At 60.5% G+C, this 17,425-nt stretch carries 12 protein-coding genes; 4 read left to right on the top strand and 8 right to left on the bottom strand.

The window, feature by feature from the left end; all coding sequences use genetic code 11:
- Nucleotides 1–73: 73 nt before the first annotated feature.
- Nucleotides 74–1,036 carry a cation diffusion facilitator family transporter gene (locus NF78_RS10550; protein WP_035986140.1) on the top strand — a complete coding sequence of 321 codons (963 nt, stop codon included), beginning with the start codon at nucleotides 74–76 and terminating at the stop codon, nucleotides 1,034–1,036.
- Nucleotides 1,037–1,113: 77 nt separating this feature from the next.
- On the opposite strand, the gene NF78_RS10545 is transcribed toward NF78_RS10550, so the two are convergent.
- Nucleotides 1,114–1,740, bottom strand: coding sequence for a chorismate lyase (locus tag NF78_RS10545; protein ID WP_052050116.1), 627 nt, complete (start codon nucleotides 1,738–1,740; stop codon nucleotides 1,114–1,116).
- Nucleotides 1,741–1,933: 193 nt separating this feature from the next.
- Between NF78_RS10545 and NF78_RS10540 the strand changes: the two genes are divergently transcribed.
- A complete protein-coding gene (locus tag NF78_RS10540) occupies nucleotides 1,934–2,332 on the top strand; it encodes a gamma-glutamylcyclotransferase (RefSeq protein ID WP_035986138.1) in 399 nt (132 codons plus the stop codon).
- A gap of 153 nt (nucleotides 2,333–2,485) precedes the next feature.
- Here NF78_RS10540 and NF78_RS10535 read toward each other — a convergent pair whose 3' ends face one another.
- From NF78_RS10535 to NF78_RS10520, 4 genes are all read right to left on the bottom strand, one after another.
- Nucleotides 2,486–3,904, bottom strand: coding sequence for a trypsin-like peptidase domain-containing protein (locus NF78_RS10535; RefSeq protein WP_052050114.1), 1,419 nt, complete (start codon nucleotides 3,902–3,904; stop codon nucleotides 2,486–2,488).
- 104 nt (nucleotides 3,905–4,008) lie between these two features.
- Nucleotides 4,009–7,512 carry a PAS domain S-box protein gene (locus NF78_RS28155; protein ID WP_052050112.1) on the bottom strand — a complete coding sequence of 1,168 codons (3,504 nt, stop codon included), beginning with the start codon at nucleotides 7,510–7,512 and terminating at the stop codon, nucleotides 4,009–4,011.
- A 259-nt stretch (nucleotides 7,513–7,771) separates the two neighbouring features.
- Nucleotides 7,772–9,358, bottom strand: a complete 1,587-nt coding sequence (locus NF78_RS10525; protein ID WP_035986133.1) for an NAD(P)H-quinone oxidoreductase subunit 4 — start codon at nucleotides 9,356–9,358, stop codon at nucleotides 7,772–7,774.
- A 286-nt stretch (nucleotides 9,359–9,644) separates the two neighbouring features.
- Nucleotides 9,645–11,732 carry an NAD(P)H-quinone oxidoreductase subunit 5 gene (locus NF78_RS10520; RefSeq protein ID WP_035986132.1) on the bottom strand — a complete coding sequence of 696 codons (2,088 nt, stop codon included), beginning with the start codon at nucleotides 11,730–11,732 and terminating at the stop codon, nucleotides 9,645–9,647.
- A 393-nt stretch (nucleotides 11,733–12,125) separates the two neighbouring features.
- On the opposite strand from NF78_RS10520, the gene NF78_RS10515 reads away from it, so the two are divergent.
- Nucleotides 12,126–12,428 (top strand): hypothetical protein, encoded by a 303-nt coding sequence (locus tag NF78_RS10515; RefSeq protein WP_035986130.1) that lies wholly within the window; start codon nucleotides 12,126–12,128, stop codon nucleotides 12,426–12,428.
- Between the two features lie 113 nt (nucleotides 12,429–12,541).
- On the opposite strand, the gene NF78_RS10510 is transcribed toward NF78_RS10515, so the two are convergent.
- Nucleotides 12,542–13,114 (bottom strand): TIGR04376 family protein, encoded by a 573-nt coding sequence (locus NF78_RS10510; protein ID WP_035986128.1) that lies wholly within the window; start codon nucleotides 13,112–13,114, stop codon nucleotides 12,542–12,544.
- 522 nt (nucleotides 13,115–13,636) lie between these two features.
- On the opposite strand from NF78_RS10510, the gene NF78_RS32390 reads away from it, so the two are divergent.
- Nucleotides 13,637–14,236: a rhodanese-like domain-containing protein gene (locus NF78_RS32390; RefSeq protein ID WP_225885277.1), complete on the top strand. Its 600-nt coding sequence runs from the start codon at nucleotides 13,637–13,639 to the stop codon at nucleotides 14,234–14,236.
- 323 nt (nucleotides 14,237–14,559) lie between these two features.
- On the opposite strand, the gene psb35 is transcribed toward NF78_RS32390, so the two are convergent.
- Nucleotides 14,560–14,757: a photosystem II assembly protein Psb35 gene (gene psb35, locus NF78_RS10500; RefSeq protein ID WP_035986125.1), complete on the bottom strand. Its 198-nt coding sequence runs from the start codon at nucleotides 14,755–14,757 to the stop codon at nucleotides 14,560–14,562.
- 123 nt (nucleotides 14,758–14,880) lie between these two features.
- Nucleotides 14,881–17,361 carry a transglycosylase domain-containing protein gene (locus NF78_RS10495; RefSeq protein WP_225885276.1) on the bottom strand — a complete coding sequence of 827 codons (2,481 nt, stop codon included), beginning with the start codon at nucleotides 17,359–17,361 and terminating at the stop codon, nucleotides 14,881–14,883.
- Nucleotides 17,362–17,425 lie beyond the last annotated feature (64 nt).

Raw genomic sequence — 17,425 nt, 5'->3', positions numbered from 1 at the left:
CAACTGATTGCGGTATCGTCCCTTGCAGTACCATTGAGCCCAGACCTTGAGCCCAGTGGAACCCTGACTGCCCATGAACGAGGGCGAGTACCAACGCCGGATTAGCTATCGCCTGCTGCTGACCACCCTCTGGGCCACCCTGCTGCTGCTGGCGGTGGAGGCGATTGGCGGCTGGGCCAACCAGTCGCTGACCCTGCTGGCCGAGTCGCTGCACACCCTGGTCGACGGCTTTAGCACCGTGCTCAGCCTGGTGGCGGTGACCTCGCCCCAGCGGCAGATGGGCCGCGAGGTGTGGGGGCACGGGCGGGCCGAAGTGGCCGGCACCCTCGTGCTGTGCGCCTTCCTGGGGTTTACCGGCGTCAGCCTGCTGCTGATTGCCCTGGGCCAGATCGGCCGCGCCCTGACCGGGGCCGCTGCCCCCTTCCCGGTGGCGATTGACCCCCATGTGCTGCGGTTTACGGCGGCTATGGTGATTCTCAACGTGGCCCTGGGTATCTACGCCAGCTACCAGGCCCGGGGCCTCAGCAGTCAGGCCCTCAAGCTCAACACCAAGCACTTTCTGGCCGATGCCTGGTTGAGCATTGTCATGGTGGGGGTGCTGCTGGGGATCTGGCAGAATCAGCGCTGGCTCGACCCGGCCTTTGCCCTGGTGCTGCTGCCCCTGGTGGCCCGCAGCCTGTGGCGCGTGCTGAACGAGCAACTGCCCATGCTGCTGCGCCCCACGGCGATCGCCCCCGAGGCCATTGCCCACCTGGCCACCCAGGTGGAAGGCGTCACCCGCTGCACCCGGATTCGATCGCGCGGGATGGTGGGTCGCCAGGTGTGGATCGAGATTCACCTGGTGCTGCACCCGGAGTTTGTGGAGGCGGCCGAGGCGATCGGTGAACAGATCGACGCCCTGCTGCGCCAGCGCTACGGCCCCCTGCGCACCCAGGTCTGGGTCGAACCCGCCCGCACTTACCAGGACGCATTTTCGGAGCCAGGGATGCCGAATTATTCACCTCCCCCGCTGGGGAATAGCGAGGATTGGTCCTAAGGGCACCGGTTCATTATGGGTGGGATCTCGAAGTTGCCAGCGCAGGGTCTACAGAACCCCATCGCTCACCTACCCACCTACCCTCCCACAATCGGCCCACTCTGCATCGGCCCCAGGTAGCGAGTCAGATAGGGGGAGAAAACCTCGTAAATCAGGGTCAGGGGCTTGCCCCGGTGCCAGAACAGGTAGTGACGGCCCCAAAACGGCCCCTCCTGTCCAAAGGCCTCTTCCAGAGCCTCGGAATCGCCGTAGTAGAGGCCTTGAATATCGCGGTATAGCTCCGTGCGGAGGCGGGCCAGACTGGCCCAGATTGGCAGCGACTTGTTTTGCAGGTACTCGTCCACATGGCTGGCCTCCCACCAGGAGGTGGCGTAGGCCAGGCGCTGACCCGAGGCGGTGCGCAGCCACACCTGCCGCCGCAGGCGGGGACCGGGCACCACCCGAATGATGTCCGGGGCACCGTCGAGGTCCATGCCCACGGGCGACATGTCGATCACATCCACTTCGGTGCGATCGCGGGTTAATAACTGCAGGTGGCGGGTGGGAGAGCCGTCGCCCAGCAGCAAAATTTGCCAGGCGGGGGCCAGCTGATCGTGGGGGAGCCCTTTCTGCACGGTGGGCTGCCCGGCCTGCCAGCGGGGACGGAGGGCGTGCCAGCCGCAGGGCACCGCTGGATCAATAAAGGGCTGTAGGGCAGAGGCCAAGGGTGTTACAAAAATTCACGTCATGTTTCTATGCTATCGCGACAGCATGACCCTTTCCAGCTGAATCTAAAAGATTGGCCTGGGCTACATTAGAACCTATCCGCAAACGCCCTGTAACCTTTGGACTGTGGCCTCAGAAACTTGGTTTTCGGATAAGTTCTTAATCAGGTCATCACCCAGAGGAGTGCGCCCTATGGCGGAGGGGATTAAGCTAGCGGTCAACGGCACCCTGATGCGGGGGCTAGAACTCAACGCCAACCTGCTGACGGTTGGGGCGGAGTTTCTCTACGAAGCCGCCACCACCCCCCACTACCGGCTGTGGTCAATTAATGACGTGCATCCGGCCATGGTGCGGGTGAGCCAGGGCGGGGTGGCGGTGGCCCTGGAGGTGTGGCAGGTGCCCCCGGCGGGGCTGGTGCAGGTGCTGCTGCAGGAACCGCCGGGGCTGAGCATTGGTAAGGTGACGTTGGCCACGGGGGAAACGGTGCTGGGGGTGCTGGGGGAACCCGTTTTGTGCGAGGGCCAGCGGGAGATTTCGGCGTTCGGCGGCTGGCGATCGTACTGCGGTGCCCTGGTTACCCCCGAACTGTAGGGCCTCATACTGAATCCTGGTTGAATACATCCGCTTTGTAGGGCACGCTACGTCCCTACGGGGTTCCTGGTTATGAATCGGGGTTGACTAAATCGGATTTCGGATCAGAGATCGGTTGGGATATTGCGGTTCTCATGCACGCAAAGTGCATCGCTAATCTACCGTCAGCAAGTAGCGGCCACGTCCGCCCCGGCGATAGCTGTTGACCAGCACCCGGTAGGTGCCATCGCGGGGGAGCCGGACGGCCAGTTCAGAGTTGGTGGTGTTGGGGTTGGCGTCGTCGTTTTCGCCAATGCGGTTGCGGGCGTCGTCAAACAAAATCAGGTAGGTGTCGAAGTCGGGGCTCTCCAGCCGAATCAGCACGCTCTGTCCGGCTCGGCCCTGGAAGGTGAACTCCTGGTAGTAGGAGCCGTCCTGCAGGGTGCGATCGCCTGGCCCGAGCACCCCCTGCTGCCGCAGCCCCACCCGGCTGGTGGTCGGCTGGCCCCCGCCCCCCTGGCTGAGGCGCAGCTGATAGCGCCCCGATTCCCCCTGGGAAACGGTGTTGGCCAAAATTAGGTACGACCCGGTGTAGGGCAGCTGCACCGAAATGCGGGCGTTGAGGTTGCCGCCGCTGTCGTCGTCCTGGATGGAAAAGTCGTCGCGATCGGGGGCCAGCAGGATCAGGTAGGAGTCGACCTCCTGGCTGCTCATGTCGATGGTGACGGTTTGGCCGGCCCGGCCCTCAAAGCGGTAGGGGTTGTAGAAGCTGCCGTCGGGCAGCACGTTGCTGCTGTCGTTGAGTTGGCCCTGCACCACCGCGCCTAGGGCGAGCGGGGCGGGCTCTCGGTTGGTGCGGTTGGTGGGCGGAGCGGCACTGGCCGTTCCCGAGCGCACCGAAGCTAGAAACGTCTGCACCGCATCGGTGGGAATGGCAAAGCCAATGCCCACGTTGCCGCCGCTGTTGCCGGTGGTAAAGATCGAGGTGTTGACGCCGATCAGCTGGCCACTGCTGTTGAGCAGCGGCCCACCGGAGTTGCCGGGGTTGATGGCGGCATCGGTCTGAATCACGTTGCGATCGCGGTCGATGCGGCTGACAATACCCACCGTGAGGGTGCCCTGGAGCCCAAAGGGGCTGCCAATGGCAAAGGCGCTCTGGCCTACCCGCACCGAGTTAACCGGCGCAATGGACACCGTGGGCAGCCCGGTGGGGTTGCCCCGCAGCCGCACCGCCGCCAGGTCGAGGCGATCCTGGCCGTAGCCGACCACATCGCCCTCAAAGCTGCGACCGTCGGACAGCCGCACGGTGACCACCCGATCGCGACCCACCACGTGGGCGTTGGTGAGAATCAGACCGCTGGCATCGACAATGCTGCCGCTGCCGCCGCCGCTGCGGGTGTTGATGGCTACCACCGCCGGGCTGACCTGCTCGTACACGCGAATGGTGGTGGCCTCATCGACTACTGACTGGGCCTGGGCTGGGGACAGTCCCAGATTGAATCCGCTGGGGGGAGCGATCGCGGCCATCCCCGCCAGCAGCGCCCCCACCATGGCCGAACCCGCCGTCAACCGCCCCAATACCGTTTGTGCCATATTGCTTCTCAATGCCCTATTTTTAATGCCCAGTTAACACGCACTAACCGAGTTGGCCTGGGTAGCGCCGGATACCTACTATTTACCCAGCTTGCCCCTAATCGTCAGGATATCTCCCCCACCTGTGCCCAGGCTGGGCCATTGGCCACTTTTGACGCAGGCACTGTTGCCACCACCACCCGGTCGCGGCCCCTGGCTTTGGCCTGGTAAAGCGCGGCGTCGGCAGATCGGACCACATCGGCCCCCTGGTTGCCGTGGGTAGGGAAACTGGCCACCCCAAAGGAGGCCGATAGCCCACTGAGGGCCATGCCCTCGTAACGGACCTGGAGGCCAGCGATCGCCTGACGAATTGCGTCGGCGCGCTCCACCGTGACCTCCAGGGAGGACTCGGGCAGCACCAGCGTCAGTTCTTCGCCGCCGTAGCGACAGGCAACGTCTGAGCCCCGCACGCTGTCGAGCAGAAGCCGACCCACCGCCTGCAGCACGCGATCGCCCGCCTCGTGGCCGTAGGTGTCGTTGACCCGCTTAAAGTTGTCAATATCGATCATGATCACTCCAATGCTGTGGTGGTGGCGCTGGGCGCGCTGAATTCCCTGGGTTAGCGCTGCTTCCAGGTAGCGGCGATTAAATAGCCCGGTCAGCGGGTCACGAATACTCTGCTGTTTCAGGGTTTCGCGCAGATGCAGATTGGCCAAAGCCAGGGCCAACTGCTCGGCCATAGTGCGGGCCAGCTGTCGGGCCGAGCCGGAAATCTCAGTGGCGCTGAGGTAAAACAGCCCCAGACTGTTGTCCTGGACCCGCAGGGGAATGCAAAGGGTGGTGTGGCGGGCAGTCTCGGCATGGCGGCAGCGCACCCCCAGGCAGTCAGAGCCCACCTGGTGGAGGCGGCCCCGCCGCAGCGCCCAGCAATCCTGGAGGTTAAAGTTGAGGGCCGAATCCATGGCCTCGCCCCAGGTGGCCACGCTCTCCAGGCGATCGCTCGTTTCATTCACCATAAACACCCCCCCGCTGCTGTCGGGGAACATCGGCAGCAGCAGCGTGCCCAGGGCGCTGTAGGCTTCGTCGGGGGTGGCGCAGGCCTGCAAAAATTCGCTCATTTCTCCCAGGCGGGCCATATCGCGGTTGCGCTGCTGCAACTCGGCTAGGTTAGTCTCTAGCTGCTGGTTTAGCCGTTGCAGCGCCTGCTCCGACTGCTTGACGGGGGTAATGTTGCGAAACGTGACTGCAAAGCCATCCCCCAGCCTGACGGCTACCGTTTCAAACCAGGTGTCGATGTCGTCGTGGCGGTAGTGAAACTGCTGCTGCCAGGGGTTGCCACTGGTGACCACCTCCACGTAGGCTTCAAACAGGCCATCGGTTTTATTGCCGGGCATTTCCGTCATGAGCCGCCGACCCACCAGATAGTCGGCGGTGCGGCCCACCAGCTCGCAGGCAGCGGGGTTGCTCAGCAACCACTCAAAATCCACAATGCTCCCCGCTGGATCGCGCACCGCCCGAAAGGCCATGATGCCGTCAAGGGAGCTATTCAACACGCTGCTAAGCTGCATCTCTGACGTTTGTAGCGCGGACTGCATCGTCACCATATTGGTGATATCCAGGTGACTGCCCACCATCCGGACCACTTTGCCAGCGGCATTTTTTTGGTAAATGGCCCGGGAGAGAACGTGGACAGTAGAGCCATTTTTGTGGTGAAACCGCTGCGTAACCGAGAACTCCATCACTCTGTCGCTGTTGTACTCGTCAACCAGGCGCAGGGCAGCGACGCGGTCCTCCGGAAAAATAACCGTTTCCCACATTGCAAAACTGTTTTCAAGCTCGTGGTCGGCGTAGCCCAGCATCGACTTCCAGCGGGGGGAGAAGTAGATATCCCCCGTTTCTAAGTTCCAGTCCCAGTAGCCTTCTGAGGAGGCCTGCAGCACCAGATCGAGCTGCTCTTTGGTGGTTTGTAGCTCCAGTTCGGCCTGTTTGCGATGGGTAATATCCCGGGCGGCACCGTAGATCAGGTGGCCCACAGGCATCGATCGCCACTCAATCCAGCGGTAGGATCCATCGCGGCAGCGGTAGCGATTGACGAAGTTCAGCACCTCCTGCTGATTGGCCAGCGTAGCCAGCACCCCCAGCGTAGCCTCGACATCCTCGGGGTGAACGTAGTCGATATAGCGGGTTCCCTCCAGCTCAGAGAGGGCATAGCCCAGGGTTTTTTCCCACTGACTGTTGAGGCGGAGAAAAAAGCCGCTGGTATTGCCAATGCAGAGCAAATCCAGGGAAACCGAGAAGAAACGGTCCAACTCCTGAACTTTGGCCTCTAGCTCTAGCTCCATCTGCTTGCGATCGCTGATGTCCCGCACAATCACCAGGCATTCCTGGTCACCGCAGGGAGCCAGCCGCACTTCCTCGTAGCAGAGCTGACCGCGCTTCTCAAACTGGTGCTCCCACACCTGCAGTTCCCCGGTGGTCAGGGCGCACCCAATGCGCTGGAGCTGGTGCTGAAGCAGATCGGGGGGCAAAACCTCTGACAGGTGGCGCTGCACTGGCAAAAAGGTTCCCACCACCGCATCGCTGGGCATCAAACAGCTCAGGCAGGTGCCGTCGCGCCCCACCCGCAGCAGCAGGTCAGGAATCGCCTTGAGAATAGCCCGGTTGGTCGCCTCACTCTGGCGCAGAATGATCTGCATCTGCTGCTGATAGATTTCAGCCTGCTGGCGTTCGGCTTCCAGCCGAGCCGCTTCGCTCACGTCCCGGTGGGTGCCAATCATCCGCAGGGGCTTGCCCTCGGTATCGCGCTCCACCACTTTGCCGCGAGCGAGAATCCACCTGTAGGTGCCGTCCTTGCAGCGCACCCGGTGCTCGTTCTGGTAAATCGGAGCCTCACCGCTAAAGTGCCGCTCCAGGTCGGTGTAGCACTGGGCCTTGTCGTCGGGGTGCACGCGGCTGTCCCACTCCTCCATCCTGGTGCCAATTTCGTGCTCCTCGTAGCCCAGCATGGCTTTCCACTGAAGCGAGAAAAATACCTCGTTGGTCTGGGCATTCCAGTCCCAAAGACCATCCCCCGACCCTTCGATGGCAAACTGCCAGCGGGCCTCGCTGTCCCGCAGGGCCGCTTCGGCCTGCTTGAGCTGGCTAATATCAATGCCAATGCCCCCTACCCAGGCCGTAGTGGCCCCGGTTGTATAGATGGGAAACTTGCGCACCAGGAGAGTGTGAACTCTACCGTCGGGCGTCAGCGCCTGCTCGGTGGTTTCTAGCACCGTCTGGTGATCAATCACCCACTGATTGTTTTGGCGGTAGGTCTGGGCCAGCGGCGGCGAAAAGAGGGTCTCCAGGGGCTGACCGATCACCTCCTGGGCCGAAAGCCCTAAACCGTTCAGCCAGGCATGATTGACATACTCAATGACGCCCTCGGCGCTGGTCATCCAGGCCACCATCGGCGCATGGGCCAAAAAGGCTTCGAATTGGCTGGCGGCCTCGGGCCAGGGGAAGGAAGCGGGCGGCTGCGATCGCCCCTTCTCAGCCTGCAACGTCGCAACCTCTCGGCGGAGATCAGCGTTTTCTGTCTCCAGTTGCTGAATTCGCTGCTGTAATGCCTCCAGTTTGGCCGCGCTGTCCATTGCCCTCGCTGTCTACTAAGCTCTATTCTCCCCACTGGGGGCTGCGACTTAAAGGATCCAATAAATCTTGATGTCTCTAAACAAAATCACATTCTTACTAAAGCAATTACTAAAGCAAGTGATGCTTCTGTGGTCAGCAGGCAGGCCGCATGGTGGCAAAGGGCGGTGCGCCATGTTCCCAACCCTCGATCTAGAAGCGCACAGAGCATGGCTGACTCTGTGCGCTCAGAAATAGGCATCGGCCGGGGCTAGCGGGGGGTTACTGGCCCACCGAGGGAGCTTTGAGCACGGGCAGGGCCGCGATCGGCACGGCTCCTTCGGTACTGGCGCTGCTGACAAATACCTGGCCCAGGCGCGCCGTCAGCTTCTGGGTGGTGCTGTCGTAGATCTGGGTCAGCATTTTGGGGTAGAAGCCAAAGCCAATGATCGGCACCAGCAGACAGGCGATGATAAACACCTCCCGAGGTTCGGCATCGACCAGCACCTCGTGCTCCACCAGCTCCTTGTTTTCGGGGCCGTAGAAGATTTCCCGCAGCATGGAGAGCAGGTAGATGGGGGTGAGGATGACCCCGATCGCCATGAAGATCACGGTAATCAGCCGGAAGGTGAAGCTGTAGGCATCGCTGGTGGCAAAGCCCACAAACACCATCAGCTCAGCCACAAAGCCGCTCATGCCCGGCAGCGCCAGCGATGCCAGGGAACAGGTGGTGAACATGGCGAAGATCTTGGGCATCTTTTTGCCCACGCCGCCCATCTCGTCGAGGATTAGGGTGTGGGTGCGATCGTAGGTGGCCCCCACCAGGAAAAACAGGCTGGCCCCAATCAAACCGTGGGAGACCATTTGCAGCACCGCACCGCTGAGGCCCAGGTTGGTAAACGAGGCAATGCCGATCAGCACAAAGCCCATGTGGGAGATGGACGAGTAAGCGATCTTGCGCTTCAGGTTGCGCTGGGCAAAGGAGGTCAGCGCCGCATAAATAATATTCACGCAGCCCAGAATCACCAGGATGGGGGCAAAGTAGGTGTGGGCGTCGGGCAGCATACCCAGGTTCATGCGAATCAGGGCATAGCCGCCCATCTTCAGCAGAATGCCCGCCAGCAGCATGTGCACCGGGGCCGTGGCCTCACCGTGGGCATCGGGCAGCCAGGTGTGCAGCGGAATAATCGGCAGCTTGACCGCGTAGGCTACCAGAAACGCCCCGTAGAGCAACAGCTGTAGCCGCAGCGGGTACACCTTCTCGGCCAGCAGCTGCATATCAAAGGTGATGGTGTCGCCGTAGAAGGCCATCGCCAGCGCCGCCACCAGAATGAACAGCGAGCCGCCCGCCGTGTAAAGAATGAACTTGGTCGCCGCGTAGAGCCGCTTTTTGCCGCCCCAAATCGACAGCAGCAGGTATACCGGAATCAGCTCCAGCTCCCAAAACAGGAAGAACAGCAGCATATCCTGCACGGCAAACACGCCGATCTGGCCGCTGTACATGGCCAGCAGCAAAAAGTAAAAGAACTTGGGTTTGAGGGTAACCGGCCAGGCGGCCAGGGTGGCCAGGGTGGTAATAAAGCCGGTTAGCAGTACCAGGGGCATCGACAGGCCATCGACAGCCAGGGACCACTTCAGGTCGAGCTGGGGCACCCAGGTGTAGCTTTCCACCAGTTGCAGACCCGGCTGGCTGAAGTCGTAGTTGAGGTAAAAGGCGGTGACAATCAGCACAAAGTCGATCAGGCCAACGGTCAGGGCGTACCAGCGCACCGTTTTACCGTTGTCGTCGGGCAAAAAGGGAATCGCCGCGCAGGCCACCAGCGGCAGCAGCGTAACGGTGGTTAACCAGGGAAAAGTCGCGAGGTCCATAGCGTCGTTATCTCGTCGCGTTCTGTTAAAGGGCTGGGTTAGCTTTCAAAAGGTCTTATGGGTATGACTCTAAAGGGGAGCAACTCAGAGCAAGGGAGAATGAAATAGTTTTTTATACGAAAGAAAGAAAAGCTTAAGTAAATTAAAGCCCCTTGGGTGGGGAGTGGATGGGTAGGAGGGTGGGCGGGAAGGAGGGTGGGCAGGTAGGAGGGTGAGGAGTGGATGGGTAGGAGGTTAGACAATCGTCAGGACCCATCCACCCATCCACCCATCCACCCATCCACCCCTAAGTGACTCCCGACAGCAGCACCAGTCCCAGCACCGCACCGAACACGATCAGCGCATAGAACTGGGCTCGGCCATTCTCCAGGTATTTCAGCCCTTCACCCGTCACCAGGGTGACAAAGCCCGCCAGGTTGACGATGCCATCGACGATGCGGATGTCGACTTCGAGCACCTGCTTGGCCAGCTTACGGCTGCCCTGGACAAACACCACTTCGTAGATGTCGTCGATGTACCACTTGTTCAGCGACAGGTTGTAGAGGAGGGGGATTCTGGCCGCGATCGCTTTCGGGTCAAGCGCCTTCGTGCGGTACATCAGCACCGAGATGATGATGCCGACGACGGCGATCGCCACCGAACTGCCCGCCATCAGCACAAACTCGCTCCAGTCGAAGGCCTCGGCGGCCTCCGCCACCTCCAGCACCTCCCCAGGGGGGTGGATAAAGGCCTCGAAGTAGTTGGCGAAGGGAGTGCCCACCAGGCCCACCAGCACCGAGGGCACTGCCAGGGCCATCAGCGGAAAGGTCATCGACAGGGGCGACTCGTGGGGTTCGTGGGCGTGGTGCCCATGATCGCCATCACCGTGATCATCAGAGTCCGCATCCAGGGTGAGTTCCTGGGGGTTCATCGCCCCCGGGCCCAGGGACATGCCCATTTTCTGGAATTGCGCCCGTTTCAGGTCGTGGCGAATGCCCTCGTCGTTGCCCCGGAAGCTGCCCTCAAAGGTGGAGAAGTACATGCGGAACATGTAGAAGGCGGTGATCCCCGCCGTCAGCCAGCCCACGGCCCACAGGGCGGGGTTGACCGCAAAGGTGGCCCCCAGGATCTCATCCTTGGACCAGAACCCGGCGAAAGGGGGGATGCCGCAAATGGCGAGGGTGCCAATCAGGAAGGTAATGGCGGTGACGGGCATGTACTTGCGCAGGCCGCCCATCAGGCGCATGTCCTGGGCCAGCACGGGGTCGTGGCCCACCACCGCCTCCATGCCGTGGATGACGGAGCCCGAGCCCAAAAACAGCATGGCCTTGAAGTAGGCGTGGGTCATCAGGTGGAACAGACCGGCGGAGTAAGCGCCAACCCCCATAGCCATAACCATGTAGCCCAATTGGGACATGGTGGAAAACGCCAGCCCCTTCTTGATGTCGTTTTGGGTGATGGCGATGGTGGCTCCCATGAAGGCGGTAAACGCCCCGGTGTAGGCAATTACCGTCATCACCGTGGGGATGTGCTCAAACACGGGGTACATGCGGGCCACCAGGAACACCCCCGCCGCCACCATCGTCGCAGCGTGAATCAGCGCGGAGATGGGGGTAGGGCCTTCCATGGCGTCGGGCAGCCACACGTGGAGCGGAAACTGGGCCGACTTGGCCACCGGGCCGAGGAATACCAGCACGGCAAACACGGCGGCAATACTGGGGGCCAGGCTACCGCCGTTGACCAGCTCGGTCAGGCGATCGCCCATAATGCCAAAGTCGAAGCTGCCGGTGGCCCAAAACAGACCCAGCATGCCCAGCAGCAGGCCAAAGTCGCCCACCCGGTTGGTCACAAACGCCTTCTGACAGGCATCGGCGGCGGGCTTGCGGTTGTACCAAAAGCCGATCAGCAGGTAGGAACACATTCCCACCAGCTCCCAAAACACGTAGACCTGGAGCAGGTTGGGGCTGATCACCAGGCCCAGCATGGAGGAGCTAAACAAACTGAGGTAGGCGTAGAAGCGTACATAGCCCGGATCGTGGGCCATGTAGCCGTCGGTGTAAATCATCACCAGAAAAGCGACGGTGGTCACCACCACCAGCATCAGCGCCGCCAGGTGGTCGATGGTGTAGCCCATCTCAAGGCGAAAGTCGCCCGCCGAAGCCCACTCAAACATGGCCTGGTAGGGGGCGTGCCCCTGCCACTGGCTCCAAAAAATTAAAAATGACAATACCATCGCCGCCCCAGTGAGGGAGACGATCAGCGCCGCCGACGGCTGCCTGAGCTTGGTGGTGGCATCGCCGTAGGAAATTAACCCCACACCGACGATGGTCGCCCCAATCAGCGGCAGCACTGGTATTAGCCAGGCGTATTGATAAAGCGTGTCTACAGAATCCATTTCGACTGCCTACTCCAAGAGCTTGAGTGAGTTGGCAAAAAACCGCTTACATTCTGACATATCGTTTACCAAGGAAAAGTCGGCTTGATAGCAAAGTTCGGCCGGAGCCAGGGCGATCGCCCCTTACTCATCCCTCTTTAGAACCAGCCAGGGCGGCAGGCCAAAACCTGTAAAGGCCTACCCTACGGTTATTTCAGCAGCCCTAACGACGCGCGGGTATTTTCTTAAGAAAGATGTCCGATTCTGGCGGCAAACCTTTGTGGATAGCAAAAGTCTGCCCTTAGGCCATAATTAACCTGCCCTTGGATCTACCGCAATCTGTATATATAGTCCACTAGCGGGTCGCGTCATGCTTGACTCGACCTACCCCAAAAGGACACCCGGTTGGCTGCTATGAAGCTCTGGCTAGTTTGCTTTTTAATTCTATTTTTTGGCGCCGAAACGGCCCAATGGCTGGGGCATTTGCCCTGGGTAGGCGGCCTCCAGCTCTCGCTGCCGCTGACGGTAATTGGTGGCGTTGGCCTGGCGATCGCCTCCAACTACCGCCGCTGGCCCAGCCTGGGCACCCTACCAGCCAAGCCAGAGCCCCCGCCAGCCCCCAACCCTCCAGTGCCACCTGCGAGCCCACGCCCCACGCCCCGTCGCAAGGCAGACACCATCTCCTTTGAGATCAAAAAGCCCCAGCCGAAGGGTTAGAAGTCCAGGGGTAGCCGTAAAAGGTATCAGGCGTCGAGAAATTGGCAACCACCCTTCACCCTTCACCCTTCACCCTTCACCCTCCACCCTTCACCCCTCCACCCATCCACTCCCTACCTCCCCATACTCCGCTTCATCGCCTCCAGTTCCTGCTCCATTTCCCACCGCTGAAACGACTCTTCTAATGGATCCATTGGATCGCGGCCAAACCCGTCAACGGTAGTCCTGGCCCAGCCAGTATCCCAACTGGTGCGCTGGGCGGTCCGCTGAGCCTGGGTTTCAGCAATTTTAGCCTTGAGTTCGCGGCGGCGATCGTGAATATCCTTCTGCAGACTGCGGGTCTGCTCAATCTGCTCTTTAACCCCCCTGAGTTGGCCCCAGTACTGGTTGCCCTGACGCAGCAAAGCCGCCTCCCGCTCCTGGGCCGCCTTCACCAGATCGACGCGGTTGGCGGCCTGGGCCTTGCCGATGCGATCGTGCCAGCGCTGAATCTCCTGGGCCGTGGCGAGGATACTGTCCTCAAGCTGCTTCTCGCGCCGTTTCAGGTCCCCCAGCAGGTGAATCGCGTCCTGTTCCTGGCCCCGCAGCTGGTCTTCCAAGCCCCACAGCTCCAGGTGGGGGTTAGCCTTGAGAAATTCGTCGAGCCGGGTTTCAAGAAATCGACTCAAATCTTCGAAGAGGCCCATGGTTCACTCCTGCGGCAACGCCTTTCTTTACAGAATAACGACCCTCCGACGGCCGGTCCATCGCCCTGGCTTACACTCCCGTTCTCAGCCTGTCGTTCTCTGGGTGAAGAGCCGATGTCGCAAGCCACCGTTAACCGCCAGGTGAGACTGTGCGATTAATACTTGAGTTAAGTTGCCAACTGTCTGGGTTGGCTGGGCGGTTAAGTCGTTCCGAGCCTGAGCGGGATCGTGATTCTGCCTCTATGCTGATCAACTTTGTAACCAACTTTGGTGCCAGACCAAACGTATTGTGAAATGCGCCTTGAGTAACCCTTTAGTACTTTAGATATAGGGCCAATGTCTCATTATGCCTGTCTTTGAATTCGGGAAAACCCTGTTTTTCATGGTTTTGCGATCGCCCGTTTCTCTCGCACAGCACAATCCTTACCTTTCTATCGATTCGAATTCTGTCTGCTGATGGATAGGGCTACTGGACAGCTTTGTTACGGTGATGCTGTTGATGCCCAAAGTAGAGGTATTTTGATGACTAACTTCCGTGATCAAAACGAAAGCATTTCTAACTACCCTGACCAGGGCGGTCAGGAAGGCTCCCCTCAAGACGTAAGGGCCGACAATCAAACTGAAGATTCCCAACGGGCTGCCAATGAGGCCGCTGGTATTGTGTCTGACTCAGTGGCGAACCAGGCTGAGCGAGCTTCTGACCAGATTTCTGACCAGGTAGAGTCCGCCAAATCTGCTGCAACCAAGCCGTTGCCCAAACCCCCGATGATGTCGGGCAGTGAGGCTACAGCTGAGGAGTTGCTCAAGCGACTGAACTGGGGCGAACCTGCCCTGACAATTATTGACGCCCGCAGCCGTCAGGCCTTTAACGCCGAGCGAATCACCGGCGCGATGTCTCGGGACCAGCTGCCTGAAGCCACGGATTCCAGCCTGGAATTTCAGCGCGACCTCTATGTCTACGGCGAAGGGGCTAACGAAGCTTCGGACGTCATTAGTCAGCTGCGGCAGGCCGGATACCAGAAAGTTGCCCACCTGCAGGGTGGCTTGGAGGCCTGGAAGGCGATTGGTGGACCGACCGAAGGGGTAGAGGCCTTTTCGTCCCCCGCTGGCGCTAAGGTTTGATTAGGCCTTGAGCGCGATCGCTCGGGCCGCAGGCGGCTTTAGAGATTGGGGGGCTCTTGGCTAGGCAAACGAGCCCCCAACCACTGCATAGGCCCTGGATTGTGAATACGACCACCCGGTTTTTCGGCCAAGGGGGCAATTCTGCCCTGATATTGACGGCACAAAAACCGGGTTTTTAGTTCGAGGCTACAAACTGTCATTGGCGCACTAGCGCTTCTAACAACCAATTTGGGTTAATCTTTTTCTACTAAATAACCCCCTTTAACTAACGGCTGTTGAAGGGGGTTTTTTGAGATTTCAAGAGCGTGTTTTGGAGAGGTTGTTTAGCCCTCTTTGCCTTCTTCTGGCTTCACGGTAGGAAGAAAGTCGGGCTTTTCTTTATCTTCCCAGCCGGCAGGGCGCTTGGAATTGTACCAGGCGATCGAGCCCAGGGTTACCGCGGCCAGAAAGCCAACCACGTAAACCAGCACAAGGGATGAAGAGGTGACCGCTTCACCGGATACCGCAAAATAAAGTGCCATAACTCAAGCATTCTCCAAAATCAGTTGTCTACAATCCTACGACGATAGACCAGTGCGGGGATCATCCCCAGGTCTGACCTCGGTTTTTTACATGCTATCAAGCTTGCGTCCCTATTCTCAATATCACTCTCCACCAGCGGCGGGGGGCGGCGCTTCTAGCGGCGGGGGCGGGGACACAATCGGTGGCGGCGCGGGGGCGGGGGCCGCCGGAGGCGGGGCCGGAGCAGGAGCCACAGGTGCCGGATTCGCAGGCCGTGGGGCCGGGGCTGGAGCAGGGGCTGGCTCGTTGGCTGGGGCCGGAGCTGGCTCCGATGGGGCGGCGCTATCCCTTGCACCGCTGCTACCGCTGCCGCTACTGCCGCTACCGCTACTGCCACTGCCGCTGCCACTACTGCCGCTGCCACTACTGCCGCTGCCGCTAGCCCCGGCAGAGTCCTGACTACGGCTAGACTCACTGCTGCTCTCAGAGCGAGCAGTCTGCCGACTTTCTCCGCCGGAGCCGGAAGCCGACTGCGAGGGTTGGGACGGAGCCGAGTCAGCGATCACTCGACCGGGCTTGACCGGACTGAGGGTGATGGTTCCCTCACGACCGCCCAGGCGCGGCAAACTGGGAAAATCTTCGGAGGGAATATCGTCGGTGAGCTTGGCCATAAAATTGCGCCACACCGCGGCCGCCATGCTGCTGGCCCCTCGGGTGGGTGTATTGTCATCGTTGCCCATCCAAACCCCAGTGGCCAGCTGCGGAATATAGCCGACAAACCAGAGATCGCGATACTCCTCGGAGGTACCCGTTTTGCCCGCCACGGGCCGACCCAGGTAGGCATTGCTGCCCGTGCCGCCTTCCACAACCCCGCGCAGCATCCAGGTCACAATCGCCGCTGAGTCGGCATCAATCGCCTGCACCGACTCGTTGGGGCGCTCATAGATTACCTCGCCATTGCTGTCTAGCACTCGCCGAATGCCGTGGGTGGGGCGGTATATCCCTTTGTTGGCCAGGGTGCCGTAGGCGCTGGTGAGCTCTAGCAGGTTAACCTCTGAGGTGCCCAGGGCCAGGGAGTAGGCCGGCAACAGCGGCGACCGAATGCCCATGCGTTCCGCCAGCTGGACGACGGGGTCAAAGCCGACATCGACCAGCAGCTTAACCGCCACGATGTTCACGGAGTTGCGCAGAGCTCGCAGCAGATCCATGCTGCCGCTGTAGGTTTCGCCGTAGTTCTTGGGCTCGTAGCCATCGACCACGTAGCGGGCGTCGACATAGTCTTTGTAGGGCGACATGCCTCCGGCGATCGCCGCCGCGTAGACAAAGGTTTTAAATGTTGAGCCGGGCTGTCTCTGGGCCTGAGTCACCCGGTTGAACTGGTTATCACGGTTAAAATCAGTTCCCCCTACCATGGCTTTGATTTCCCCATTGCGGGGGTCTACGGCGGTCAGGGCAATCTGCCCCACCCGCTGCCAATTGTTGTAGCGCTCAGCCGCCTCCGCCACGGTTTCTTCGGCCCGGCGCTGCCAGACGACATTGAGGGTGGTTTCAACCGTCAACCCCCCCGCCTCTAGCTGCTCGGAGGTGAGGAGCGTCTCAAGCTGTTTTTGAATGTAAATGGTGAAGTAGGGAAACTCGCTGTAGAGAAACTTGGGCTGGTTGGGCGTCACCTCTACGCTGGCCGCAAGCGCCTCTTCGGCCTCGGCCGGGGAGATAGCCTGAGTCGCTAGCATGCGGCGAATTACCCGATTTCGCTGGTTGCGGGCGGCTTCTGCGTTCACCGCCGGAGAGAACAGGCTGGGGGCAGGGGCCATACCGGCAATCATGGCCGACTCGGCCACGGTGAGCTGGTCGATGGTTTTGCCAAAGTAGATCCAGGCGGCATCGGCTACCCCGTAGGCCCCAGAACCCAGGTACACCAGGTTGAGGTAGCGCTCCATGATCTGCTGCTTGGCCAGATTGTTTTCCAGCCGCAGGGCCATCAGGGCCTCTTTGATCTTGCGCTGGTAGCTGCGCTCCTGATCCAAAAAGACGATGCGGGCGAGCTGCTGGGTAATGGTGCTGGCCCCCTCAACTGTGCCCCGACGCTGCAGGTTGGTTATGGCAGCCCGAGCAATGCCCCGATAGTCAATCCCGCTGTGCTCGTAGAAGCGCTGATCTTCAGACGCGATGAACGCGTCTACAAGATGGTCGGGAATGTCGCCGTAGGTAATGGTCTCTCGGGTGGCGGGGCCAAGCTTTTGGAGAATGACACCATCCGCTGAAATCATGGTGACGGTGCCGTCACGCTGGTAGGTCAGCGCAGTGGCGGAGTCAGGCAAATTGGCGTTGGTCGTCTCGATGATGCGATAGGCACGGGTGCCGCCCCCAGCAATACCGGCTCCGGCCAGCAGCACCAGCCAAAATACAGGCCGTAAAAAGAGCGGTCGGTAGCGACGGGGCGACGGCGGGGCTGGCTGGTCTGCCGCGATCGCCTCAGATTCAAGCGATCGCCGCGAAGCTGTCGTTTTAGAAAAATCTGTTGTGCTGCCTCCGCCGGTTTTGCGCCTCCCCGACGGGCGCCGAGCAGACCGGGATGACTTGCTTGCAGGAAACGACAGCCAGGTTAACCAAGATCGAGCCATAGCACCGTTGCCCTCACGTCCTCTGTGAACTGTATGGGGTTTCGTCCATTTCTTCAAGGGGATA

It is taken from the genome of Leptolyngbya sp. KIOST-1, assembly GCF_000763385.1.
Taxonomy (GTDB): Bacteria; Cyanobacteriota; Cyanobacteriia; order Phormidesmidales; family Phormidesmidaceae; genus Nodosilinea.
This window is presented reverse-complemented; position numbering and strand designations above follow the sequence as displayed.

Bases quoted from the DNA above. Each gene is read 5' to 3' on its own strand.
- NF78_RS10550 (WP_035986140.1), top strand. From the start codon at position 74: ATGAACGAGGGCGAGTACCAACGCCGGATTAGCTATCGCCTGCTGCTG.
- NF78_RS10540 (WP_035986138.1), top strand. From the start codon at position 1,934: ATGGCGGAGGGGATTAAGCTAGCGGTCAACGGCACCCTGATGCGGGGG.
- NF78_RS10535 (WP_052050114.1), bottom strand. From the start codon at position 3,904: ATGGCACAAACGGTATTGGGGCGGTTGACGGCGGGTTCGGCCATGGTG.
- NF78_RS28155 (WP_052050112.1), bottom strand. From the start codon at position 7,512: ATGGACAGCGCGGCCAAACTGGAGGCATTACAGCAGCGAATTCAGCAA.
- NF78_RS10525 (WP_035986133.1), bottom strand. From the start codon at position 9,358: ATGGACCTCGCGACTTTTCCCTGGTTAACCACCGTTACGCTGCTGCCG.
- NF78_RS10520 (WP_035986132.1), bottom strand. From the start codon at position 11,732: ATGGATTCTGTAGACACGCTTTATCAATACGCCTGGCTAATACCAGTG.
- NF78_RS10515 (WP_035986130.1), top strand. From the start codon at position 12,126: ATGAAGCTCTGGCTAGTTTGCTTTTTAATTCTATTTTTTGGCGCCGAA.
- NF78_RS10510 (WP_035986128.1), bottom strand. From the start codon at position 13,114: ATGGGCCTCTTCGAAGATTTGAGTCGATTTCTTGAAACCCGGCTCGAC.
- NF78_RS32390 (WP_225885277.1), top strand. From the start codon at position 13,637: ATGACTAACTTCCGTGATCAAAACGAAAGCATTTCTAACTACCCTGAC.
- psb35 (WP_035986125.1), bottom strand. From the start codon at position 14,757: ATGGCACTTTATTTTGCGGTATCCGGTGAAGCGGTCACCTCTTCATCC.
- NF78_RS10495 (WP_225885276.1), bottom strand. From the start codon at position 17,361: ATGGCTCGATCTTGGTTAACCTGGCTGTCGTTTCCTGCAAGCAAGTCA.